At 60.0% G+C, this 19,835-nt stretch carries 20 protein-coding genes; 9 read left to right on the forward strand and 11 right to left on the reverse strand.

Features of this window, described 5'->3' with window-relative positions; translation table 11 throughout:
* Positions 1-310 precede the first annotated feature (310 nt).
* From ACTG2U_RS09205 to ACTG2U_RS09215, 3 genes are all read left to right on the forward strand, one after another.
* Positions 311-631, forward strand: a complete 321-nt coding sequence (locus ACTG2U_RS09205) for a ComEA family DNA-binding protein (protein ID WP_167573809.1) — start codon at positions 311-313, stop codon at positions 629-631.
* 96 nt (positions 632-727) lie between these two features.
* Positions 728-1,639: a UTP--glucose-1-phosphate uridylyltransferase GalU gene (gene galU, locus ACTG2U_RS09210; RefSeq protein WP_139405564.1), complete on the forward strand. Its 912-nt coding sequence runs from the start codon at positions 728-730 to the stop codon at positions 1,637-1,639.
* Positions 1,640-1,852: 213 nt separating this feature from the next.
* A complete protein-coding gene (locus tag ACTG2U_RS09215; protein ID WP_047436211.1) occupies positions 1,853-3,250 on the forward strand; it encodes a peptide MFS transporter in 1,398 nt (465 codons plus the stop codon).
* Between the two features lie 74 nt (positions 3,251-3,324).
* On the opposite strand, the gene ACTG2U_RS09220 is transcribed toward ACTG2U_RS09215, so the two are convergent.
* Complete coding sequence (locus tag ACTG2U_RS09220; RefSeq protein WP_429032627.1) at positions 3,325-4,296, reverse strand: response regulator; 972 nt, start codon at positions 4,294-4,296, stop codon at positions 3,325-3,327.
* A 240-nt stretch (positions 4,297-4,536) separates the two neighbouring features.
* Here ACTG2U_RS09220 and ACTG2U_RS09225 point away from each other — a divergent pair, with 240 nt between their 5' ends.
* The 3 genes from ACTG2U_RS09225 (at position 4,537) to ACTG2U_RS09235 (ending at position 6,930) form a co-directional block, all read left to right on the forward strand.
* Entirely contained in the window at positions 4,537-5,235 is a 699-nt protein-coding gene (locus ACTG2U_RS09225; protein WP_021231965.1) for a DnaT-like ssDNA-binding domain-containing protein, read from the forward strand.
* 71 nt (positions 5,236-5,306) lie between these two features.
* Positions 5,307-6,161: a DnaA ATPase domain-containing protein gene (locus ACTG2U_RS09230; RefSeq protein WP_439974388.1), complete on the forward strand. Its 855-nt coding sequence runs from the start codon at positions 5,307-5,309 to the stop codon at positions 6,159-6,161.
* 133 nt (positions 6,162-6,294) lie between these two features.
* A complete protein-coding gene (locus tag ACTG2U_RS09235; protein WP_439974389.1) occupies positions 6,295-6,930 on the forward strand; it encodes an NAD(P)-dependent oxidoreductase in 636 nt (211 codons plus the stop codon).
* Positions 6,931-7,040: 110 nt separating this feature from the next.
* On the opposite strand, the gene ACTG2U_RS09240 is transcribed toward ACTG2U_RS09235, so the two are convergent.
* The 4 genes from ACTG2U_RS09240 to ACTG2U_RS09255 form a co-directional block, all read right to left on the reverse strand.
* A complete protein-coding gene (locus ACTG2U_RS09240; protein ID WP_439974390.1) occupies positions 7,041-8,237 on the reverse strand; it encodes an ABC transporter permease in 1,197 nt (398 codons plus the stop codon).
* Positions 8,237-9,391 carry an ABC transporter permease gene (locus ACTG2U_RS09245; protein ID WP_227095843.1) on the reverse strand — a complete coding sequence of 385 codons (1,155 nt, stop codon included), beginning with the start codon at positions 9,389-9,391 and terminating at the stop codon, positions 8,237-8,239. The genes ACTG2U_RS09240 and ACTG2U_RS09245 overlap by 1 nt, the downstream gene beginning before the upstream one ends.
* Positions 9,391-10,401: an HlyD family secretion protein gene (locus ACTG2U_RS09250; protein WP_439974391.1), complete on the reverse strand. Its 1,011-nt coding sequence runs from the start codon at positions 10,399-10,401 to the stop codon at positions 9,391-9,393. Before ACTG2U_RS09250 ends, ACTG2U_RS09245 begins: the two co-directional genes overlap by 1 nt.
* Positions 10,402-10,474: 73 nt before the next feature.
* Positions 10,475-11,872, reverse strand: a complete 1,398-nt coding sequence (locus tag ACTG2U_RS09255) for a TolC family protein (protein WP_439974392.1) — start codon at positions 11,870-11,872, stop codon at positions 10,475-10,477.
* A gap of 292 nt (positions 11,873-12,164) precedes the next feature.
* Between ACTG2U_RS09255 and dusB the strand changes: the two genes are divergently transcribed.
* The 3 genes from dusB to ACTG2U_RS09270 all read left to right on the forward strand — a co-directional run bounded on the left by dusB (position 12,165) and on the right by ACTG2U_RS09270 (position 14,447).
* Positions 12,165-13,130 (forward strand): tRNA dihydrouridine synthase DusB, encoded by a 966-nt coding sequence (gene dusB / locus ACTG2U_RS09260; RefSeq protein ID WP_019445016.1) that lies wholly within the window; start codon positions 12,165-12,167, stop codon positions 13,128-13,130.
* Positions 13,131-13,156: 26 nt separating this feature from the next.
* A complete protein-coding gene (gene fis, locus ACTG2U_RS09265) occupies positions 13,157-13,453 on the forward strand; it encodes a DNA-binding transcriptional regulator Fis (protein ID WP_005309538.1) in 297 nt (98 codons plus the stop codon).
* A 112-nt stretch (positions 13,454-13,565) separates the two neighbouring features.
* Positions 13,566-14,447 (forward strand): DMT family transporter, encoded by an 882-nt coding sequence (locus ACTG2U_RS09270; RefSeq protein ID WP_335831389.1) that lies wholly within the window; start codon positions 13,566-13,568, stop codon positions 14,445-14,447.
* A gap of 160 nt (positions 14,448-14,607) precedes the next feature.
* On the opposite strand, the gene ACTG2U_RS09275 is transcribed toward ACTG2U_RS09270, so the two are convergent.
* The 6 genes from ACTG2U_RS09275 to ACTG2U_RS09300 all read right to left on the reverse strand — a co-directional run bounded on the left by ACTG2U_RS09275 (position 14,608) and on the right by ACTG2U_RS09300 (position 19,747).
* The gene (locus ACTG2U_RS09275; RefSeq protein ID WP_429012796.1) at positions 14,608-15,240 is read right to left on the reverse strand and encodes a LysE family translocator; all 633 of its coding nucleotides are present in this window, start codon (positions 15,238-15,240) and stop codon (positions 14,608-14,610) included.
* Between the two features lie 104 nt (positions 15,241-15,344).
* Positions 15,345-15,839 carry an acetolactate synthase small subunit gene (ilvN, locus tag ACTG2U_RS09280; RefSeq protein WP_139440503.1) on the reverse strand — a complete coding sequence of 165 codons (495 nt, stop codon included), beginning with the start codon at positions 15,837-15,839 and terminating at the stop codon, positions 15,345-15,347.
* Entirely contained in the window at positions 15,839-17,557 is a 1,719-nt protein-coding gene (locus tag ACTG2U_RS09285; protein ID WP_005339146.1) for an acetolactate synthase 3 large subunit, read from the reverse strand. Before ACTG2U_RS09285 ends, ilvN begins: the two co-directional genes overlap by 1 nt.
* A gap of 390 nt (positions 17,558-17,947) precedes the next feature.
* Positions 17,948-18,100 carry a hypothetical protein gene (locus ACTG2U_RS09290; protein ID WP_005339147.1) on the reverse strand — a complete coding sequence of 51 codons (153 nt, stop codon included), beginning with the start codon at positions 18,098-18,100 and terminating at the stop codon, positions 17,948-17,950.
* A gap of 37 nt (positions 18,101-18,137) precedes the next feature.
* On the reverse strand, positions 18,138-19,247 hold the full coding sequence (locus tag ACTG2U_RS09295; protein WP_227341949.1) for an MJ1255/VC2487 family glycosyltransferase: 1,110 nt from the start codon (positions 19,245-19,247) through the stop codon (positions 18,138-18,140).
* The gene (locus ACTG2U_RS09300; protein ID WP_005339149.1) at positions 19,244-19,747 is read right to left on the reverse strand and encodes a phosphatase PAP2 family protein; all 504 of its coding nucleotides are present in this window, start codon (positions 19,745-19,747) and stop codon (positions 19,244-19,246) included. Before ACTG2U_RS09300 ends, ACTG2U_RS09295 begins: the two co-directional genes overlap by 4 nt.
* Positions 19,748-19,835: the final 88 nt, after the last annotated feature.

Genomic DNA, 19,835 nt, shown 5'->3' on the forward strand with positions numbered 1-19,835 from the left:
TCTCTTTGAAGACCAGTGAAACATGCCATCCGCACTTTGTGGAGCAGAATAATTCCATCCGGCACCTCCACAACGGTTTGAGCAGAGCATCTCGGGGAAGTCTGCTCGTCAAATCAAAGATGCATCTGAAATACATTCCAGATCATAAGGTTGGCTATACGGCGGCATTCATGGCTAAGCGCTTATAGCAAATCCGCCACCATCGGCATGAGAATTTGACCTGTTAGAAATAGCAGTGAAAAAGACCCGTTCGATACGCTATTTCTCAAAGTGCCCACTCGGCAAAATCCAACATCATGGAGGAATGGAAATGCTGATGAAGAAGCTCTCTGCAATCATGCTACTGGCCTGCTTGCCCCTGTTCAGCCAACCCGTGCTGGCCGCAGATAAAGCAACGCCCAAGCAAACAACCACGACCGCGGTTGCCAAGGAGTCCGGCAAGCTGAATATCAATACGGCCACCCTTGCCGAACTGACCAGCCTGAAAGGGATTGGCGACAAGAAGGCACAAGCCATCGTCGACTATCGGGAAAAACAGGGAAAGTTCACCTCGGTCGATCAGTTGGCGGATGTCAATGGCATTGGCCCGGCCACGCTGGAAGCCAACCGTGACATGATCATCGTCAAATAACGTCCGAGCTCTGCATATACGAATGGGGCAGCCTGTGGCTGCCCCATTTTTCTTGGAGTATCATGGCCGCACTTTAATCCCGCTGGATAGTTTTCCATGAAAAAGACTCCTCTTGTTGTTCGTAAGGCCGTGCTCCCGGTAGCCGGTCTGGGTACCCGTATGCTGCCAGCCACCAAGGCCATCCCGAAAGAGATGTTGCCGGTGGTCGACAAACCGCTGATCCAGTACGTAGTGCGCGAAGCTATCGCCGCCGGTATCAAAGAGATCGTGCTGGTCACCCACTCGAGCAAGAACTCCATCGAAAACCACTTCGACAAGAGTTTCGAACTGGAAGCGACCCTCGAGAAGCGAGTCAAGCGTCAGTTGCTGGAAGAGGTACAACAGATCTGCCCGAAAGACGTCACCATCATGCACGTCCGTCAGGGTGAGGCCAAAGGTCTGGGCCACGCTGTGTTGTGCGCCCGCCCGCTGATCGGTGACAACCCGTTTGCCGTGCTGCTGCCGGATGTGCTGATCGACGACGTTGCCAGCAACCCCAAGCAGGACAACCTGGCCGAGATGGTGCACATGTACGAAGAGAACCAGATCAGCCAGATCATGGTGGAAGCGGTTCCCGAGAGCGAAGTGGACAAGTATGGCATCGCCGACATCAAGGGCGAGGCCCTGAGCGAGGGGATGTCCCTGCCGATGCAGGCCATTGTCGAGAAGCCGCCCCGTGACGAAGCCCCCTCCAATCTGGCGGTGGTGGGTCGTTACGTCCTCTCCTCCAATATCTGGCCGCTGCTGGAGAAGACCCCGGCCGGTGCCGGTGACGAGATCCAGCTGACTGACGCCATCGCCATGTTAATGGAGCAGGAGCAGGTCAATGCCTACTTCATGAAGGGCAAGAGCCACGATTGCGGCAGCAAGCTCGGTTACATGAAAGCCAATGTGGAATATGGTGTGCGCCATCACGAGCTGAATGGTGAATTCATCGGCTGGCTGAAGCAGTTCGTCAAGCAGTTGTAATCGCTGATAAATCTGTTTTTTATAGACGTATTTAAGGGGCATCAAATGATGCTCCCTTTTCATTTTTGCAACAAAAAATCAATCAAGAGTAAATAAACTCTCAGCAAATCATAATGTTGTAATTTATTCACACATGCTCTATAAGGATTGAGGCGTGTTTCTCGCCCTTGCATAAAAAACTCAAAAAAATATAAGACACAGGTGGAAGTTCCAATGAATAACCCGTCAAAAGGGACCTTTTTAGGTCACCCTAAAGGGCTTTTTTTGCTCTTTAGTACCGAACTGTGGGAGAGATTCTCCTATTACGGCATGCGTGCCGTGCTGGTGCTCTATCTGACCGACCTGACTGCCAACGGCGGTCTGGGCTGGAGTCAGGCAGATGCCCTCAAACTCTACGGTATCTATACCGGTCTGGTTTATATCACTCCGCTAATCGGCGGCTGGCTGGCTGACACCTTCCTGGGTCAACGTCGCGCCATCCTGATCGGTGCCGTGCTGATGGCCGCAGGTCAGTTCACTCTGGCACTGCCCCACGCCATGTTCCCGGATATGGTCAACACCATGTTCTACGCAGGCCTCGCGCTGCTGATCGTGGGTAACGGCCTGTTCAAACCGAACATCTCCACCATGGTGGGTGACCTCTATGAAGAGGGCGATCATCGCCGTGATGGTGCTTTCACCATCTTCTACATGGGTATCAACCTGGGTTCCCTGCTGGCAGGTGTGATCTGTGGTGCTGCCGCTACGGCCTACGGCTGGCAAGCAGCCTTCGTCGGCGCCGGTATCGGTATGCTGCTCTCTCTGGTGATCCAGGCCACCATGGCCCAGCGTTTCCTGGGAGACATCGGTCGCGTCACTGCCGCCCAGCGCGCAGCCGCTCTGCGTACTACCGAGCAGAAAGCACCGCTGACCAAGCAGGAAGTGGATCGCATCAAGGTTATTCTGGTACTGGGTCTGTTCACCATCATCTTCTGGGCCGGTTTCGAGCAGGCCGGTGGTCTGATGAACCTCTACACCCAGGAGTATACTGACCGCATGATCGGCAGCTTCGAAGTGCCGACCGCCTGGTTCCAGTCCCTGAACCCCTTCTTCATTATCACCCTGGCACCGGTCGTTGCGGCCATCTGGATCAAGCTCGGCAAGAAAGAGCCGAACTCTCCGGTGAAATTCGCCATGGGTCTGCTGTTCCTGGCTATCGGCTTCCTGTTCATGGTCGGTGCCGTGCTGCAGCAGGGTGGTGACAACACCGTCAAGACCTCCATGTTCTGGCTGGTAGGTGCTTACCTGTTCCACACCCTGGGCGAGCTCTGCCTCTCCCCGATTGGCCTCTCCATGGTGACCAAACTGGCTCCGCTGCGTCTGGCTTCCCTGATGATGGGTGCCTGGTTTGGCTTCGTTGCCCTGGCCAACTACGCTGCGGGCTTTATCGGCTCCTTCGTGGGTGAAGCCGGCCCGATCGCCATCTTCGGTGGCATCGCCCTGGCGGCGGTACTGAGCGCCCTGATCCTGCTGACCATGGCCAACCGCCTGGTCTACTGGATGCACGGTGCCGAAGGCCCGGCCAAAGAGCCGCAAGCGCAAGAGAAGAAACTGCACTCCGCCACCGTCTAAACGGTCAGGATTGTAAACAACAAACAGGGCGCCCATCGGCGCCCTTTTTGTTTTGGCCTGTTTATCAGGCGGCATCAGTGATGACGAACCTGCACATCCAGCGAGCCGCCGCTGTCGCTGCGAAACTGCAGGGCGAACGGTTCATGCCAGCTGCGTTTGTGCAGGGCGTAGTGGCTGCTGCGCATCAGACCAAGGGGTAGGCCGCCTGAGCGCATCAGCCAGTGGGGAGAGGTGAGCCCTGCGTTGGCAAACACCAACCCATCATGCTGATCAAACAGCAGCGCCGCCATGGCAAAAGAGTGGCGAAGCCCGGACGCCATCAACTGATGGTTGAGGTATTCTAGCAACCGGTGCGGCTGGCTCAGCAACCGGCTCTCGTTCTGCTGAAACTGGCGGTAGGGGACATTCATCAAGGATCGCACCAGCGCACCACAAAATGCCGCATCCGCCCCCATGATCGGCAGCTCCAGCACCAGCACCAGCAGCTTGTCTTCCACCTTGAAGGTATCTGGAATAAACAACTGCCCCAGCCCCTTGAACGTGACCTGCCAGGGGCCCCACTCCTGCAAGCCCGGCGGCTTGAGCCCCGCCAGCAGGCGGCTAGCTGCCTTGTCATGGGCACTGAAATAGTCGATGTGATCCATCAGCTCCAGCTGCTGCGCCCGGTTGGCGCTGCCGTTGAGACACTGTTCAATGCTGCGCTCGACCAGCGCGTAATCCTCAAGGGGTTTGAGCAGATAGTCCCGCGCACCGGCACGCAAGGCGCTGGCAACCGCCTCCATGGTGCTCTGGGCCGAAATAACGATAACCGGAATATGGGGATAGCGCGCAGAGAGGCAGGCGATCACCTCGTGGCCATCCATATTGGGCATATTGAGATCGCAGAGCACCACATCGGGATGATAGAGAGCCGCCGCCGATAGCCCCTCAATACCATCTTCGGCCTGAAACACCGTTGCCCCGTCCCGTGCGAGGTAACTTACTAACGAGTGGCGAAAAACGGCCTCGTCCTCCACCACCAGGATCCGTAGCCCGGCTTTTGACATCTTGATAAAGCTCTTATTAGTCAATTGGTTATTTAGGTATTAAGACTAGCTCAAAAGTGCGGTCAGCGCGGAAACCCTGCGTCAAAAGTAGACCTCGATCATACGATGGCATCAAGAGAACCCCATCCGTCCGCGCAGCTCTATTCACTCGGGTGGCCCCACGACCACGACCGCCATCCGAATTGTGCAAGTGGGCGCCATAAGGGATAATGCCCCCCACTCCAGCTCGTGAAGAAGACCATGACCCCAGCCGAATACAGCGCCCTTGCCCACCCAAGATTGTCCCATCCAGCTCGCAGTCTCTATACCCTCCAGCTGCGCCGACTGGTGCTGGAAAATCAGGCGGCCCGGCTCAACTATCCCGAGCTGGGTCGGGCGCTGGCAGTGGTCGATCCGGGTGATCCCTGCGGCTTCTCGTTTCAGGTCAATGCCCGTCAGCTCACCGAGCTGTTCGATGAATTGATGGAGGCGGGCCTGCTGCAGGTCGAGGCTCAGCCCGAGAGTGAGCACTACCATCAGTGCCCGTTCCAGTTGCCACTGCTGACCCAGAAATTGCGCAGCCCGCTGCCGGAGCGCCCCTTCCAGATGCATCTGCAATGGCGTCCGGACGAAGAGCTGCCCGCCCTCGCCCGTCTGTGCGGAGTGATCGATGCCAGTTACAGCGAAGAGGATCTGGGGGAGTTTATCGCCTACTGGCTGGGGCGCCCCGAGGTGTTCGACTCCCAACATCAATGGATGCTCAAGTTTATTCGCGCCCTCAAGACCCGCCGCTATACCCGTCGCAAACCGATGGAGGTGCAGGGCTACCAGCAGGTGACGCCGGCCCCGCCAGAGTCGGGCCCCAGCAAACGGGCCCAACAGATGATTGAAGAGGCCAAGCGACTGGCCCAACAGCAGACGCAAGAACCCGCAGCGCAGCAGGAGCCGGATAATGATTGATAGCGGCCCCCGCCTGCAGGCAGAATCAACCCCTTGTCTACCCATCCCTGATCGAGCAGAAGGAGCATTCCATGACTGACCCGCAAGATCCCCTGCGCCAGGAGCTGGAAGAGATCGAAGCCAAGCGCCAGAAGATCGCCAAGGCCAAGCAGGATCACCGCATTCACGACCCGGAATTGAGCCGCCATGTGGGTGGCCTGCTGGAGCGTATTCGTCGCCTGCAACAAAAGACCGGTGGCGGCCAGTATGACTACGAGACCCTGCGCAAGGAGTACGACGCCAAGGCCAACGCCGAGGTGCGCGAGCTGCAGAAGGCGGCCCGTCAGGAGCGGATCCAGAAGCTGATCGCCCAGGCCGACCTCAACCCTGACTGGGTATTTGACAAGATGGATGCCGGTGACCCGGCGCTGCAATACCCCATCGAAACAGCCCGTTACTTTATCAGCGGCTTCGAGCACTGGGAGAAGAGCGGTGGCGGCTGCATGCTGATCTACGGCGACTACGGCACCGGCAAGTCAACGCTGGCGGGAGCGGTGGCGCATGAGCTGATCGCCCGTCACCAGAAATCGGTGATCTTCCAGCAGTGGGCCTCCATCGTCGATCGGCTGTTCTTCAACGTCATCCCCGACCAGGATGAGCGCAACCAGTACCGCCGCGCACTGGAAGAGGTGGATCTGCTGATCATCGACGAGGTATCGGCCAACCGCGCCAAAATGGCGGAGAGCCAGTCCAGCTTCCTCGGCCACCTGCTGCGCCGCCGTCGCAACCTGTCAAAGAGCGTCATCATCATCACCAACCACACGCCCCAGAGCCTGCATCAGGCGATCGGTGATTTCAGCTATGAAGCGATCAAGGCGTTCAATCCGGTGGATATCCACCTGAGCGGTCCCAGCCGTCGCCCCAGCATCGGCAACTACAACGGCTGATCCCTCTCAAAGAGTGCGAGTCGCTGGCGGCTCGCACTCTCTCCTCCCTGCCAGCTCACAAATAGAAACAACTCTCATTTACAGCAGGCGAACAAGCCACTAGGCTAGCCCCTTTTGCCAAGGGAGCTCATCTATGCCAACCACACTGATTTTCGGAGCCAGCCGCGGGCTGGGCCGCGCCTTTACTCATCACGCCCTGAGCCAGGGTCACCGGGTCGTTGCGCTGGTGCGCAACCCCGAGATGGCCATAGAACTGAGTGCGCTGGGAGTCGAGGTGATCGAGGGGGATGCGCTGGATCCGGCTGCGGTACAGCAGGCATGTGTTCTGGCGGGGCAAGATGCACAAGTCGTCTCTACCCTCGGCAGCTTCCGTCAAGCCGCGCCGGTGGACTATCAGGGTAACCGTCATGTGATCGATGCCATGGAGCAGGCAGGCCTGAAACGGCTGCTGCTGGTCACCTCCCTCGGCTGCGGCGACAGCTGGCAATATCTGCCTGAGCGTGCCCGAGCCGCCTTCGGTCATGAAGTGCGTCTCAAGAGTCTGGCTGAGAGCTGGCTGCAGACCAGCGCCCTCGAGTGGACCATTCTGCGCCCGGCGGGCCTTCAGGATGGCGACGCCACCGGCCGCGCCGAGCTAAGTCAGGGCAAGGAGGTACACGGACTGGTGCGCCGCGCCGATGTGGCCGCCCAAGGGCTGCGCCTTCTGGCGGATGAGACGGCGGTGGGACAGATCTACGCCATCGGCGATCCCGAACTCCAGCGCGGCTAAAGCAGCAGTAAAACCGCTTAACCCCACCACATACCAAAACGGTCAGCCCAAGGGCTGACCGTTTTCGCTATACCGCACAAGCTATCTCACGGGCGCTTGCACCATCCCGCTTAACCGGCGGTCGTTTCACTGTGAGCGACTGATGGGCCAGCAACTAGCAGCGACAGCTGCCGCCAACGCAGCAGCAGGCAGGCCAGCACGCCGTAGATCAGCGCCAGACCCCATAGCTGCCACCAGTAGCGGGCAACCTGTTCAAAGCCAGCTCCCATCTGGTTAAGGCGCAGAAAACCCTCGATGGCGGGGATAGTGGGCACCCACTGAGCCAGCCAGTTGAGGGGGGCCGGGATCAGCTCGAGCGGCCAGATAAAGCCCGCCAGAAAGACCAGCGGCAGGGAGGAGATGAGCACTACCTGAGTGGGCAGATCCCGCCGGGTAAATATCGCGCCGAGCACCACGCCAAACCAGCAGGTCGCCAGCAGGAATGGCAGGGCGAACAGCCAAAGCTGCACCGGGTCGGCATGACGAGCGATATTGTAGTGATCGAAGCAGAAGCCGAGGAAGTAGCTCACCGGCAGCAGGAACAACCCCACCAGCACCAGGGTTCTGGCCAGCAGCAGCGGCAACACCGGCGCGCTTTGCCAGTAACCATGCTCGCCGCGACAACCGCGCTGGTTCTGGGTTGCCCCCAGGATCCCCGCCCCCATCAGCAACACCTGATGGAGGATCAGCACGAACACCGCCGGCACCACGTAGTTGACGTAGCCCATGGTGGGGTTGAACACCGGCACCACGTTGAGGGCCACCGCATTCCAGCCCATGGCCGCTTGTGGCAGCGCCTCGCCGTGGCTCAGCAGCCGCGCCACCTTCACCTGCGCGGCGAGAGTGCCGCCGGCCTGCGCCAGCCCCTCGGCAATGGTACCGTAGACCAGAAAGTAGGAGGCATCACCGGCATAGCTCAGGGTGACGCTCTTGCCCAGCATCAGATCCCGATAGAAGTGGTTGGGGATATGCAGGATCCCGCTCGCCTTCCCGGCCATCATCATCTGCCGCGCTTCATCCAGCGAATTCGCCCGCGCTACCAGCTTCACCTGCGGCGTGGCATCGGCCATAAACTCCAGCTGGCGCGACAGCTGACTGCCATCTTCGTTGACCACCACCACCGCCTCTTCCCGCGGTAGTTGATGCAGATAGGGTTGGGGGTAGAGGAAGGAGTAGAAGAACACCCCGCCAAACAGAGTCAGCATGATGGCGCGATCCGCCAGCAGGGTGCGCAACTCGAGGCGCAACAGATCGACAAATCCCAGCATCACTCAGGCTCCTTTTCGGCGACTGCCACTGCGGCTGATTGACGGGCCAGCTCGGCCTGCTGCTTGTAACGGCGCACCACCAGCAGCAGGGGGAGCAGGAACAGCAGCAACGCCCCCAGTTGCGGCAGCGCCGATGCGAGGGGCAGACCGTAGTTACTCTGACCAATCTGCAGCTCGACATAGTGAGAGACCGGCAACAGGCTGCGCCAGAAGCGGGCGAAATCCCCCATGGCACTCACCGGAAAGGTGACCCCCATAAAGGCAAAACCGGGCGCAGTGTAAGCCCCCGCCAGCGACAGAGCGCGGGCCGGATCCCGGATGATGCCGTAAAAGAAGGCCCCCATGGTGACGCAGGCGGCCGAGGCGAGCCCCAGCCCCACCAGCAATACCAGCCAGCTGCCGTGCATGGGGTAGGAGAAGCCCTTGAACAGCAGCAGCGTCCAGACAATCCCCCAGCCCCAGCCAATCAGCACATGGGGCAGCAGGGTGCGCCAGAGGCCAAACCAGACACCGCGAGTGGTCCAGTCCAGCCCCAGCCGATCGGTACGGGCCAGCGCATTGAGGCCGAATAGCACCACCAGGATCTGCCACACCGCGGGCAGAATGGCACTCAGCAGAAACTGGGCGTAGCTGGAGTTGAGGTTGTAGAGCGCAGTGACCTGACTGCTGATGGGCACCGACTGCCCGAGTGCGCCGGGCAGCGCCTTGCCGTCAGCCATCGCCTCCAGCACGCCCACCTGACCGTTAAGAGTGCCTACCACCTGCGCCAGCGCAGAGTTGACCAGCTTGGCGATGAGGATGAACTGGCCGTTGTTGAACACTGTCACCTGCGGCTGGATACCCTGACGTGCATCCCGCTCCAGATGGTTGGGGATCACCACCAGCGCATAGATGTCACCACCGCGCAGGGCTCGGGCGCCGGCATCGATGGAGTCAAACTGTTGCGCCACCTTGAGCCCGGCCGAGCCATCCAGCGAGAAAGCGAGCTGGCGCGAGAGCACGCTGTGGTCGAGATCCACCAGCCCTACCTTGAGGTCGCGGGCCAGCCCTGCCGAGAAGATCCAGCAGAGGATCCCCATCAGCAGCAGCGGCACCCAGCTCATCAGGGCACGACTGAACGGATCCTGCCACAGCAGCCGAAATTCACGTCCCATCAGAGTTCAACCAGCACACTCATGCCAACCCGCAGCCCCTCAACCGGTTGCAGCGGGCGAGCCTCCACCTGGAAGCTCTTCATATCGAAGCCTTGGCGGGTATCGGTGGCACGCCAGGTGGCAAAATCCCCCATCACGGCCACATGGGTCACCTTGAAGCGCACGGTCTGATCGCCAAGGCCCGGGATGCGGGCATCAAACTCGGTACCGACCGGGAAGCGGGGCAGCAAATCCTCGCGAACGTGGAACTGGGCCCAGGCATCGCTCATATCAAGCAGGGTCACCACCGGGAAACCTTGCGGCGCCAGCTCGCCGCTGCGCAGCAGTACCTGACTCACTTCACCATTGTGGGGGCTGGTGATGCGGGTATCAGCCAGATAGGCCTCAACCTCGGCCACGGAACCCGCCGCCATCTTGGCCTTCTCGCGAGCGGCGATCTTGGTCTCTTCCCGCGCCCCTTCCAACGCCATCTGGTACTGCTGCCACGCCATCCCTTCGCTGTAGCGTGCGGCTTGCCAGGCAGTCCAGGCCTCGTCGCGTTTTTGCAGCGGCATCACGCCGTCGCGGTGCAGACTGGCAACCCGCTCATAGGTCTTGCCACGCAGCTGGGCGGCAGCCTTGGCTTTTTGCCACTGATCCTTGGCCGCAGCGATCTGCTGGGCTCGGGCCCCTTTCTCGGCCTCTTGCGCCAGCGCACCCGCAGCGGCCTCACCGGCCTTGGCCTGGCTCAGCTTGGCTTCAATCTCGGGGCTCGCCAGGGTAAAGACCAGTTGATCCTTGGTCAGCTGATCGCCCTTTTTAACCAGCACCTCGTCGATGCGGCCCGGCACCTTGGAGGAGACCGAATATTGCTGCGCTTCAATCTGCCCTTGCAGATGCACCGGCTCTGGCTGATAAGCGAGCCAGAAGCGCCAGCCCAGCCAGACCACCAGGATCACCAGCACCAGCACCAGCGGCATCAACAGCGGTTTACCCTGGCTCATCTTCTTTTTGATGGGGGGATGGCTCATCACTTCACCTCGACAAACAGGCGACCCTTGGCGGTCGAAATAGAGATAGAAAAAGGCACGGACTGAAGTGCGATCATGAGTTCACCTCGATCACCTGACCGTGTTGATATTGATTGAAACTGTTCATCTGGCCGGAGAGGGCCAGCAGGCGGGCCAGCGATACCACATATTGATAAGCCGCCGCCGCGCGCTGGGTCTTGACCCCCGCCAGCTGGTTTTGGGCATCCACCACATCAAGGGAGGTAGAAAGCCCCTGCCCGAATGCCTTGTCCCGCAGCAGTACGTTCTCCTCTGCCAACGCCTGGGTGGAAGAGAGGGATTGATACTCCTCCAGCCCCTGCGCTGCTTCGCGCCAGGTCTTCTCAACGAGCAACTCCAGATCCTGACGGGTCTTTGCCTGCAGAAGATTGACCTGCAACTCAGCACTCTTGGCGGCCTGCACCGTCTCGGAGCGGCCATCGCGGCTCACCAGCGGCATGCTGACACCCACCCCCACCAGCCAGTCCGGCGCTGTCTTGGAGGCGAGCGAATCATCTTCATAGAGGTTGTAGTTGCCGAACAGAAATACCTCAGGGGCATATTTGCCCTGCTCGACCCGGATCATCCCCTTGGCCTGCTCTTTCTTGGCGCTGAGCAGCTTGAGACCGGGGTGCACCTCCAGGGTCTGGCTTACCAACCCCTCGAGGCGTGGCAGATCCTTGTTGACGAACAGGCCGCTGCCCGGCTGGGCATTTGGCAACTTCAGCATGCGGCCGAGGGCCAGTTCGGCGATCTCGAGGCTGCGGCGCGCCTTCTGGGTATCGATGCGCGCTCTGTCATAGGCCGACTGGGCGGAGAGGCGCTCCACCCAGGCGATCTGGCCCTGCGCTTCGAGCTTCTTGGCGTGATCCAGATGGTGGGCCAGCCCCTCTTCGATCTCCTGTTTGGTCTGCACCACCTGAGCAGCCAGCACCACGCCGAAATAGGTCTGGGAGAGGCTCTCGAAGGTGGATTGCTGCTTGAGCACCAGCAGCTGCTGCGCCTCGCTCACCTGCGCCTGGCGGATATCCTGCGCCGCATCGATGCGACCACCGGCAAACAGCGGCCAGAGCATCTTGACCGAGCTGGTCACCACATTCTGTTTGGTCAGGGGGGTGACAAATGCGTTGGCCCCGACCCCAAACAGGCTGCCGAGCGCCAGGATCAGATCTTTTTGCTTGGCCAGCGGATTGAGATCGAGGGCATCAAGTTCAATCGGCTGATCAAGATGGGTATAGCTGGCCCCCAGATCCACCTTGGGCAGATACATGTCCTTGGCCGCCTCGCGCAGCTGTTTGGCCCGATCGACCCCGGCCTGCTCGGCAGCCAGCCCTTCATCCTGCTGGATGACCCGGGTCCAGGCTTCGCCGAAACTGATGGTTTGCGCCTGCGCCGACCCCAGCACGGCGCCCATCAGACACGGCCAGAGTGATTTAATGAACCTTGACGTCATAGATCCCCAATCCGCTTTTGTTGCATAAATGTTTGGAGCATTTGCTCGACTTAAGCCCGCTATCATAACGCAAAGCGGGCCTGCAAGTGGACTGACAATTATGCAGGCGTCAGACCCAAATGGTACAGCGCTCACTCTCCGGCAATCTGGCCGTTTTTCAATAACTCCAGAATTTGCAAGCCTTGGCGCGACGTTTTTTTCAGAAAAAAATGGCTGACGCTCAAATACTAACCTTTTCTCCTGCCTAAAAAATGCGTAATATACGCCGCCCTAAGCCGATGGTAACCGTGGAATGCAGATAGGTCCCCACACGCTTGAAACTCCCTTGATTGTGGCTCCCATGGCCGGTGTAACTGACCGACCATTCCGTGAACTTTGTTTGCGATTGGGGGCTGGCATGGCCGTTTCCGAGATGCTGCTGGCCAACCCGGATGTCTGGGATACCCAGAAAACCCGGATGAGGATGGATCACTCTGCAGAAGGCGGATTGCGATCGGTCCAGATTGCCGGAGCCGACCCCGAGATGATGGCGTTTGCTGCCCGCTACAACGTGGAGCAGGGCGCACAGATCGTCGACATCAACATGGGATGTCCGGCAAAAAAAGTGAATAAGAAGTTGGCAGGTTCTGCCCTGCTGCGTGCCCCCGATCAGGTCAAAGCAATTTGCCGGGCCGTGGTGGATGCAGTGGAGGTGCCTGTCACCTTGAAGATCCGCACAGGATGGGATCCGGATAACCGCAATGGCGTGGAGATCGCCCGAATCGCCGAAGATTGCGGTATCGCGGCCCTTGCCGTGCATGGTCGTACCCGAGCCTGCCTCTACAAGGGCGAAGCGGAGTACGACACGATCAGGGCGATTAAGCAGGCCGTATCGATTCCTGTTGTCGCCAATGGTGACATCAACAGCCCGGAAAAAGCCCGGTATGTCCTCGACTATACCGGTGTTGACGCCGTGATGATCGGCCGAGCTGCGCAAGGACGACCCTGGATTTTCCGGGAAATCCGTCATTTTCTTGAGACGGGCACCAAGCTGCCGCCTCCCGAGAGGGAAGAGGTTCGCACCCTGATGAACGAGCATGTAACCAACCTGCACCGGTTTTATGGTGCATATCTGGGAGCGCGCATAGCCCGTAAACACGTGGGCTGGTATCTGGATGAAGAAGAGACGGGCCGAGAATTCCGTAAGCACTTCAATGCCCTGGATTGCGCAGACGCGCAACTTGAGGCACTCGAAGCGTATTTCGATGGATTAGGTTAACAAGATAACTAAAGAGCCGACCGAATATGTTCGAACAAACCCTGACTTCTGATGCATTGGTAACAACTACTCACAATCACGCTGCCGAGCCAACCCAGCGCCCCCTGCGTGACTCTGTGCAACAGGCCCTGCGTAACTACCTGGCCCAGTTGAACGGTCAGGAAGTGATTGATCTGTACGATATGGTTCTCTCCGAAGTCGAAGCGCCGATGCTGGACGTGATCATGCAGTACACCCGTGGTAACCAGACTCGCGCTGCCGTGATGATGGGTATCAACCGTGGCACCCTGCGCAAGAAGCTCAAGCGTTACGGCATGAACTGATTGCTGGCCGCGAGCTGCGACGGCGGTTCAAGGCAGATGCGAAAGGCGCCAGGTAGCAATACCTGGCGCCTTTCCTTTATGCTCTCCCCTCCATTTCACCATGACGACCCCGATGAACCGCACTCCTCTGCTGCTGATGGTACTGGTCACCCTGCTGGCCGCCGCTGGCTGGCTCTTCTCGAAAGAGGCGATCCGCGAACTGCCCCCTGCCGCCTTTATCGGCAGCCGCTTCCTGCTGGCGGCGCTGCTGTTGCTCCCCTTGGCTTGGTTGCGTGAACCGCCGCCGACTCGCGCCCAACTGGTGCGCGCTGCCGGTTGCGGCACATTGCTCGGTGCCAGCCTGCTGCTGTGGGTCACCGCCATCAGCCAGAGCGATGCGCTGGGCAGCGGCGCCTTTATCATGAGCGTCGCCACCCTGATGGCCCCGCTGGCCGCCTGGGGAGCCTTTCGGGCCAAGCCCGGCCGCCACTACTGGCTCACCCTGCCCATCGCCATCGCCGGTTTGCTGCTGCTCTCCAGCAGTACCCACTGGGGCGTGTCACTCTCGCTGTTCTGGTTTCTGGCGGCGGCCACCACCCTCGGTATCCAGCTTGCCGTCCATCGCCACTTCGCCCAATCTATTGCCCCCACCTGGCTCACCTGCATCCAGCTGGCGATGACCGGCCTGCTCGGCACCCTGCTCTCCCTGCTGACCGAACAGTGGCCCGAGGCTGGAGTCAGCCACGGCATCTGGGGCTGGTTTGCGGCGAGCGTCTTGATCGCCACCACCCTGCGCTACTGGCTGCTCACCCATGCGTTGAGCAAGATGACCACCGCCCACGCCGCCCTGATGATGCTGCTGGAGCCGATCTGGACTCTGCTGCTGAGCACCCTCTTCTATAGCGAACCCCTCGGCGGCGCCAAACTGGCCGGTGCCGGACTGGTACTCGGCGCCCTGGTGCTCTACCAGCTCCCCCTGCTGCTGCGCAGTCGCACGCTGAAACCGGCACGCTAGCTCCCCACTGCAAACGCCTCTATGCAGATGAAACAACCAACGAAAAGGGGCCTGCAGTTGCAAGCCCCTTTTGTTGCATTGTCACGGCGAACTGGTTGGGCCATGCTCTCGACTCGGCCCTGTGCGCCAGCTCCCTTCTTGAACGCCCCTTGGCAGCCAGTTAGCGGCTTGAAAAAGCCAGCCTGATCCCGAGCCCGACAAACAGGGTGCCAATGCCCCGGTTGAGCCAGCGACCAAGACGCTGTGACAACCGAACCCTGTGGCTGGCATAGACGGTGGTAAAGACCAGCAGGTGACACCAGATGATGCCGCCCAGATTGAAGATGCAGCCGAGCAGGACAAAGGCGAGCGCCTTGTCGGGGGCATCCGGTGCGATGAACTGGGGCACAAAGGCGAGAAAAAAGAGCGCCACCTTGGGGTTGAGCACATTGGTCAGCACTCCCTGCCGGTAAATCTGGCCATAGGAGAGGGCGGGTAACGTGGCCCCTCTCTCCATTGATCCTGTTGCCTGCTGGCGCAGCAGAGAGAATCCCAGATAGATGAGGTAGATGGCGCCAGCCAGCTTGATAAGGGCAAACAGCTCGGCCGAGGCACTGAGCAGGGCCGACAGACCGAGGGCCGCTGACAGCACATGCACCATGACACCAGTGCCGATGCCCAACGTCGCAACCGAACCGGCACGCCACCCTTGCGAGCCGCTGCGCAGCATGACCAGCAAGGAGTCGGGCCCCGGCATGATATTGAGCAGCAGCCCCGAAACCATAAACAGTGCCAGATCATGAATACCGAACATCACCTCTCCCCTCGTAAAGCAAAACCAAACAAAGAGGGCTCCGCAGAGCCCTCTTTCCTTTCACTCTGCGGCAGCTGACGTGTCATCAGCTGCCCCGCCAGCCATCAGGGCCGCAGTGCCTTGTCCGCCCGCGAGATACCGCAGACGCCGGAGCGAACCACTTCGATGATCTCGTTGGTCTGGGCGGCAGTCTTGATGAAGGCGTCCAGCTTCTCGCTGGTGCCCACCAGCTGCACCGTGTACTGCTCGGGGGTGACGTCGACGATCTGGCCACGGAAGATATCTGCCAACCGTTTCAGCTCGTCACGAGCGCTACCGGCGGCGCGAGCCTTGACCAGCGCGATCTCCCGCTCGATATGCTCCCCTTCACTCAGGTCGCACACCTTGAGCACATCCACCAGCTTGTGCAGCTGCTTCTGGATCTGCTCCAGCACCCGCTCGTCACCCATGGTGACTATGGTCATGCGCGACAGGGTGGGATCCTCGGTCGGCGCCACCGTCAGGGTCTCGATGTTGTAGCCACGCTGGGAGAAGAGACCCACCACGCGGCTCAGGGCGCCGGATTCGTTCTCCAGCAGAACGGAAATTATATGTCTCATCAGGTTCTCTCCGTCTTGCTCAGCCACATCTCATCCATGGCACCAAACTTGATCTGCATCGGATAGACGTGCTCATCCGGGTCAACCGAGATATCCATGAACACCAGCCGATCCTTCATGGCGAAGGCCTTCTCCATGGCGCTCTCCAGCTCCGCCGGATCGCTCACCGCGATACCGACGTGGCCGTAGGCTTCCGCCAGTTTGACGAAGTCCGGCAGGGACTCCATGTAGGAGTGGCTGTGACGACCGCCGTAGAACATCTTCTGCCACTGCTTGACCATGCCCAGCGCACGGTTGTTGATGGAGATGATCTTGATGGGCACCCCGTACTGCATGCAGGTGGAGAGCTCCTGAATGTTCATCTGCACCGAGCCATCGCCGGTGACGCAGCAGACCACCGCATCCGGGTTAGCAAACTGGGCCCCCATGGCGGCCGGAATGCCGAAGCCCATGGTGCCTAGGCCCCCTGAGTTGATCCACTGGCGCGGTTTGGCAAACGGGTAGTAGAGGGCAGCAAACATCTGGTGCTGGCCCACGTCGGAGGCAACGAACGCCTGACCCTGAGTCACCTTGTAGAGGGTCTCGATCACCTGCTGTGGCTTGATCTGGGTAGCCGACTTTTCGTAGGCCAGACAGTGACGAGAGCGCCACTGGTTGATCTGGCTCCACCAGTCCGCCAGCGCCTCCTTGTCGTTATCGAAGCCACACTCGCGGATCACTTCCAGCATCTGCTCCAGCACGGTTTCCACCGAGCCGACGATGGGCACATGGGCCTGCACTGTCTTGGAGATGGAGGTGGGGTCGATATCGATATGAACCACGGTCGCATTGGGGCAGAACTTGGCCACGTTGTTGGTGACGCGGTCATCGAAGCGGGCACCGACGGCGAAGATGAGATCCGCGTTGTGCATGGTCTTGTTGGCTTCGAAGGTGCCGTGCATCCCCAGCATGCCGATAAATTGCGGATGGACGCCGGAGAAGGCCCCCAGCCCCATCAGGGTGGTGGTCACCGGCAGGTTCAGCAGCTCCGCCAGTTTGGTCACCAGATGGTCCGCATTGGCGTTGATGGCGCCACCGCCCACGTACATCACCGGGCGCTGGGCTTCTACCAGCAGCTTGGCTGCCCGCTTGATCTGCCCTTTATGGCCAGACTTGGTCGGGTTGTAGGAGCGCAGGGAGACCGTCTCGGGATACTGGTAGGGGAATTTTTCTTTCGGGTTCTGCACATCTTTGGGCAGATCCACCACCACCGGCCCCGGGCGGCCGCTGGCGGCAATGTAGTAGGCCTTCTTGATGGCCTCAGGGATATCGCTCGCCTTCTTGCACAGGAAGCTGTGCTTCACCACCGGGCGGGAGATACCGATCATGTCGGTCTCCTGGAACGCATCCTCACCGATCATGCTGGTCGGCACCTGGCCGGAGAGGATCACCAGCGGAATGGAATCCATATAGGCGGTGGCAATACCGGTAATGCAGTTGGTCGCTCCCGGGCCTGACGTTACCAGCACAGTCCCCACCTTGCCGGTGGAACGGGCGTAACCGTCAGCCATGTGAACCGCGGCTTGCTCGTGCCGCACCAAGACATGCTCCATCTTGCCGTTTTCGAAGAGAGCGTCATAGATGTCGAGCACTGAGCCACCAGGGTAGCCGAAGACGTGCTCAACTCCCTGATCTTCCAGCGCTCTAACCACCATCTGGGCGCCTGATAACATCTCCATGATAAAGCCCTCCAGGCTTTGCTCCGTTTAGCGAATCCCGCCGACGATGCCGTGCTTCCCGGCACGGCCCGATCCGTTTCTTGTTGTTATCTGAATGCAGATCGGCCCAATTCAGCCCCGTCGACAGTAGAAAAAAAGGATTTTTCCGTCATTCACCCGAAAATAGGGTGAAAAACCAACTTAACCCGCTTCATAACGCTTGTCCACGGCTTTATCTGACCAGAACAGTCATACATTTCAACCGGCTATTAACATTCAATGACTTGCCGCAGCGACCATGAGACAAAAGGGAAGGAAGTCGGGGAATGGCCAGCGGATCATTCCGCCGAGGGGGAAAACAGCCACAAAAAAGCCCACCGCTCAGCGGTGGGCTTGATGCCGAATGATGACTCAGTTCTCCTGATCCGGCTCAGCCAGCCAGATCTGCTGATCCGGATCGGTCTCTTCACTGACCGAGATGCTGACACCCATATCGAGCAACTCGTGCAGGGTGAGATTGTCAGCCAGGTTCATGACTTCGCCGTTTTCATTGGTAAAGCGCATTTGCTCCGTCCTCTCCTTGGTGGGATCGCCTTTCAGTCTAGTCAACAACGCTCACTTGCGATAACCAGCAACTGGATAAACAGTCGCCCCCATCCAGCTCGCTCAGGCGATCACTCACCTCCTCCGGAAACAGGGTGCGCGCCCAGAGCCGACGTGACAGAGAGGCCACGCTCTCGTCGGCTCCCGCAGCCAGCCAGCGGGCCAGCTCCCCCGCTACATCGGGGTAGCAGACCGCCCCCGGCGAGGCGCTGTCGAGCCAGGTGCGCACCAGATTGGCATCGAGCACATCCATCAGGGTCGCCAGTCCCATCATCTCGAGGGTCTTGCCGTTGGTCAGCTGCTCGAACTGGCCGCCGAGGGGCTTGACCAGCAGCTTCTTGCCGAGGGTGAGCGCCTCGGACGCCAGCTCGAAACCCGCGTTGGAGATGACGCCGCGACAACCGGCCAGCACGGCGATAAATCCGTGCCGCGACGGCGGCTCGAAGCGCAGATTGCGCCATTGGCTCGGGGTGCGAATGGCGGGGTGAAAGCAGACGAAGCGCTGCTGGCCAAAGCGCGACAACAGGGCGGCGATCGCCTCGGTCTGCTCGAACGGCAGATAGACCAGGATCTCGCCGTTATCCGGCGCGGCGGCGATAGGGTCGATCACCGGCGGCAGCAAGGGGTGACCGAAGTGAAACCAGTGCAGCCCGAGCGGCTGATCCACAGGAGCAAAGTGGCGCATTAGCTGGCGGCTGACCCCATCCTCCCCCCAGCGCGGGATGGGCCAGTTGAAGCTGGCCTGATGACTGACGGTGAGGCTCGGCTTGCTATAGCGGCGGGCGGCATGGGCGGTCAACGGCTCAAAATCGCTCACCACCAGATCGTATGCGCTGCAATCGAGAGACCGCAGATCCCGCCAGAAGGTGAGCGGCGAGGCGGCTTGCAGGGTGCGCCACGGAGAAACGCGCCCCTCGTGACTGACAAAAGTGAGGCCGGGAAAGGCGCGGTAGGCGCCAAACTCTTCCATGTCGAAGTAGCGGTCGGCGGGGCGGCCGCTAAAGAGATAATCCACCTCGACCCCTGCCGTGCGCAGCGCCCGGGCCAGAGTGCGACTGCGACTGATATGACCGTTGCCGGTGCCTTGCACCCCAAACAGTATCCTCATGAGTGGCTCCAGCCGAGCGCCAGCACGGCGCAACCGCCACCCAGCAGGGCACCGGCTACCAGATCGCTCAGGTAGTGTACCCCAAGCAGCAACCGGGATGCCCCCACCAGCGCCGCCCAGCCAAACAGCAGGGGCGCCCAGAGCGGAAAGCCGGTGGCCAGTATGGTGGCCATCAGAAAAGCGGCGGCGGTGTGGCCGGAGGGGAGGCTGTAGCGATCGGAAGGGGTGATAAAGACCGGCAAGCCGACCGGCCGTTGCCGTTTCAGGCTGTTTTTCAGCAGCAGATAGAGGGGCAGTTCGATGGCGAAGGCGAGCAGCGCCAGTCGCACCAACTCCCGCTCTGCCTCCCCCTGCCACCAGAGCAGGGCGGCCAGCACAGCGTAAAGCGGGCCATCACCGGTGCGGGAAATGAGGCGACTCACCCTCGCCTGCTGCCGGTTGTAGCCGTGAAGCAGGCAGACCCGGCACACCTGCAGGTCCCATTGCTGGATCTTGTTCATATCCCCTCCTTCCCTGAGTTCTGCTTGCAGAGTAAGAAAGCGGGATGACGTTACGTTGAACAAGGGATAACAGATTTATGAAAAAAGG

Origin of the sequence: Aeromonas sp. 95A (assembly GCF_051919235.1) — a bacterium.
Classification (GTDB): domain Bacteria; phylum Pseudomonadota; class Gammaproteobacteria; order Enterobacterales; family Aeromonadaceae; genus Aeromonas; species Aeromonas veronii.

Excerpts from the sequence above, each read along its gene's own strand:
- ACTG2U_RS09205 (WP_167573809.1), top strand. The coding sequence starts at position 311 with ATGCTGATGAAGAAGCTCTCTGCAATCATGCTACTGGCCTGCTTGCCC.
- galU (WP_139405564.1), top strand. The coding sequence starts at position 728 with ATGAAAAAGACTCCTCTTGTTGTTCGTAAGGCCGTGCTCCCGGTAGCC.
- ACTG2U_RS09215 (WP_047436211.1), top strand. The coding sequence starts at position 1,853 with ATGAATAACCCGTCAAAAGGGACCTTTTTAGGTCACCCTAAAGGGCTT.
- ACTG2U_RS09220 (WP_429032627.1), bottom strand. The coding sequence starts at position 4,296 with ATGTCAAAAGCCGGGCTACGGATCCTGGTGGTGGAGGACGAGGCCGTT.
- ACTG2U_RS09225 (WP_021231965.1), top strand. The coding sequence starts at position 4,537 with ATGACCCCAGCCGAATACAGCGCCCTTGCCCACCCAAGATTGTCCCAT.
- ACTG2U_RS09230 (WP_439974388.1), top strand. The coding sequence starts at position 5,307 with ATGACTGACCCGCAAGATCCCCTGCGCCAGGAGCTGGAAGAGATCGAA.
- ACTG2U_RS09235 (WP_439974389.1), top strand. The coding sequence starts at position 6,295 with ATGCCAACCACACTGATTTTCGGAGCCAGCCGCGGGCTGGGCCGCGCC.
- ACTG2U_RS09240 (WP_439974390.1), bottom strand. The coding sequence starts at position 8,237 with ATGCTGGGATTTGTCGATCTGTTGCGCCTCGAGTTGCGCACCCTGCTG.
- ACTG2U_RS09245 (WP_227095843.1), bottom strand. The coding sequence starts at position 9,391 with ATGGGACGTGAATTTCGGCTGCTGTGGCAGGATCCGTTCAGTCGTGCC.
- ACTG2U_RS09250 (WP_439974391.1), bottom strand. The coding sequence starts at position 10,401 with ATGAGCCATCCCCCCATCAAAAAGAAGATGAGCCAGGGTAAACCGCTG.
- ACTG2U_RS09255 (WP_439974392.1), bottom strand. The coding sequence starts at position 11,872 with ATGACGTCAAGGTTCATTAAATCACTCTGGCCGTGTCTGATGGGCGCC.
- dusB (WP_019445016.1), top strand. The coding sequence starts at position 12,165 with ATGCAGATAGGTCCCCACACGCTTGAAACTCCCTTGATTGTGGCTCCC.
- fis (WP_005309538.1), top strand. The coding sequence starts at position 13,157 with ATGTTCGAACAAACCCTGACTTCTGATGCATTGGTAACAACTACTCAC.
- ACTG2U_RS09270 (WP_335831389.1), top strand. The coding sequence starts at position 13,566 with ATGAACCGCACTCCTCTGCTGCTGATGGTACTGGTCACCCTGCTGGCC.
- ACTG2U_RS09275 (WP_429012796.1), bottom strand. The coding sequence starts at position 15,240 with ATGTTCGGTATTCATGATCTGGCACTGTTTATGGTTTCGGGGCTGCTG.
- ilvN (WP_139440503.1), bottom strand. The coding sequence starts at position 15,839 with ATGAGACATATAATTTCCGTTCTGCTGGAGAACGAATCCGGCGCCCTG.
- ACTG2U_RS09285 (WP_005339146.1), bottom strand. The coding sequence starts at position 17,557 with ATGGAGATGTTATCAGGCGCCCAGATGGTGGTTAGAGCGCTGGAAGAT.
- ACTG2U_RS09290 (WP_005339147.1), bottom strand. The coding sequence starts at position 18,100 with ATGCGCTTTACCAATGAAAACGGCGAAGTCATGAACCTGGCTGACAAT.
- ACTG2U_RS09295 (WP_227341949.1), bottom strand. The coding sequence starts at position 19,247 with ATGAGGATACTGTTTGGGGTGCAAGGCACCGGCAACGGTCATATCAGT.
- ACTG2U_RS09300 (WP_005339149.1), bottom strand. The coding sequence starts at position 19,747 with ATGAACAAGATCCAGCAATGGGACCTGCAGGTGTGCCGGGTCTGCCTG.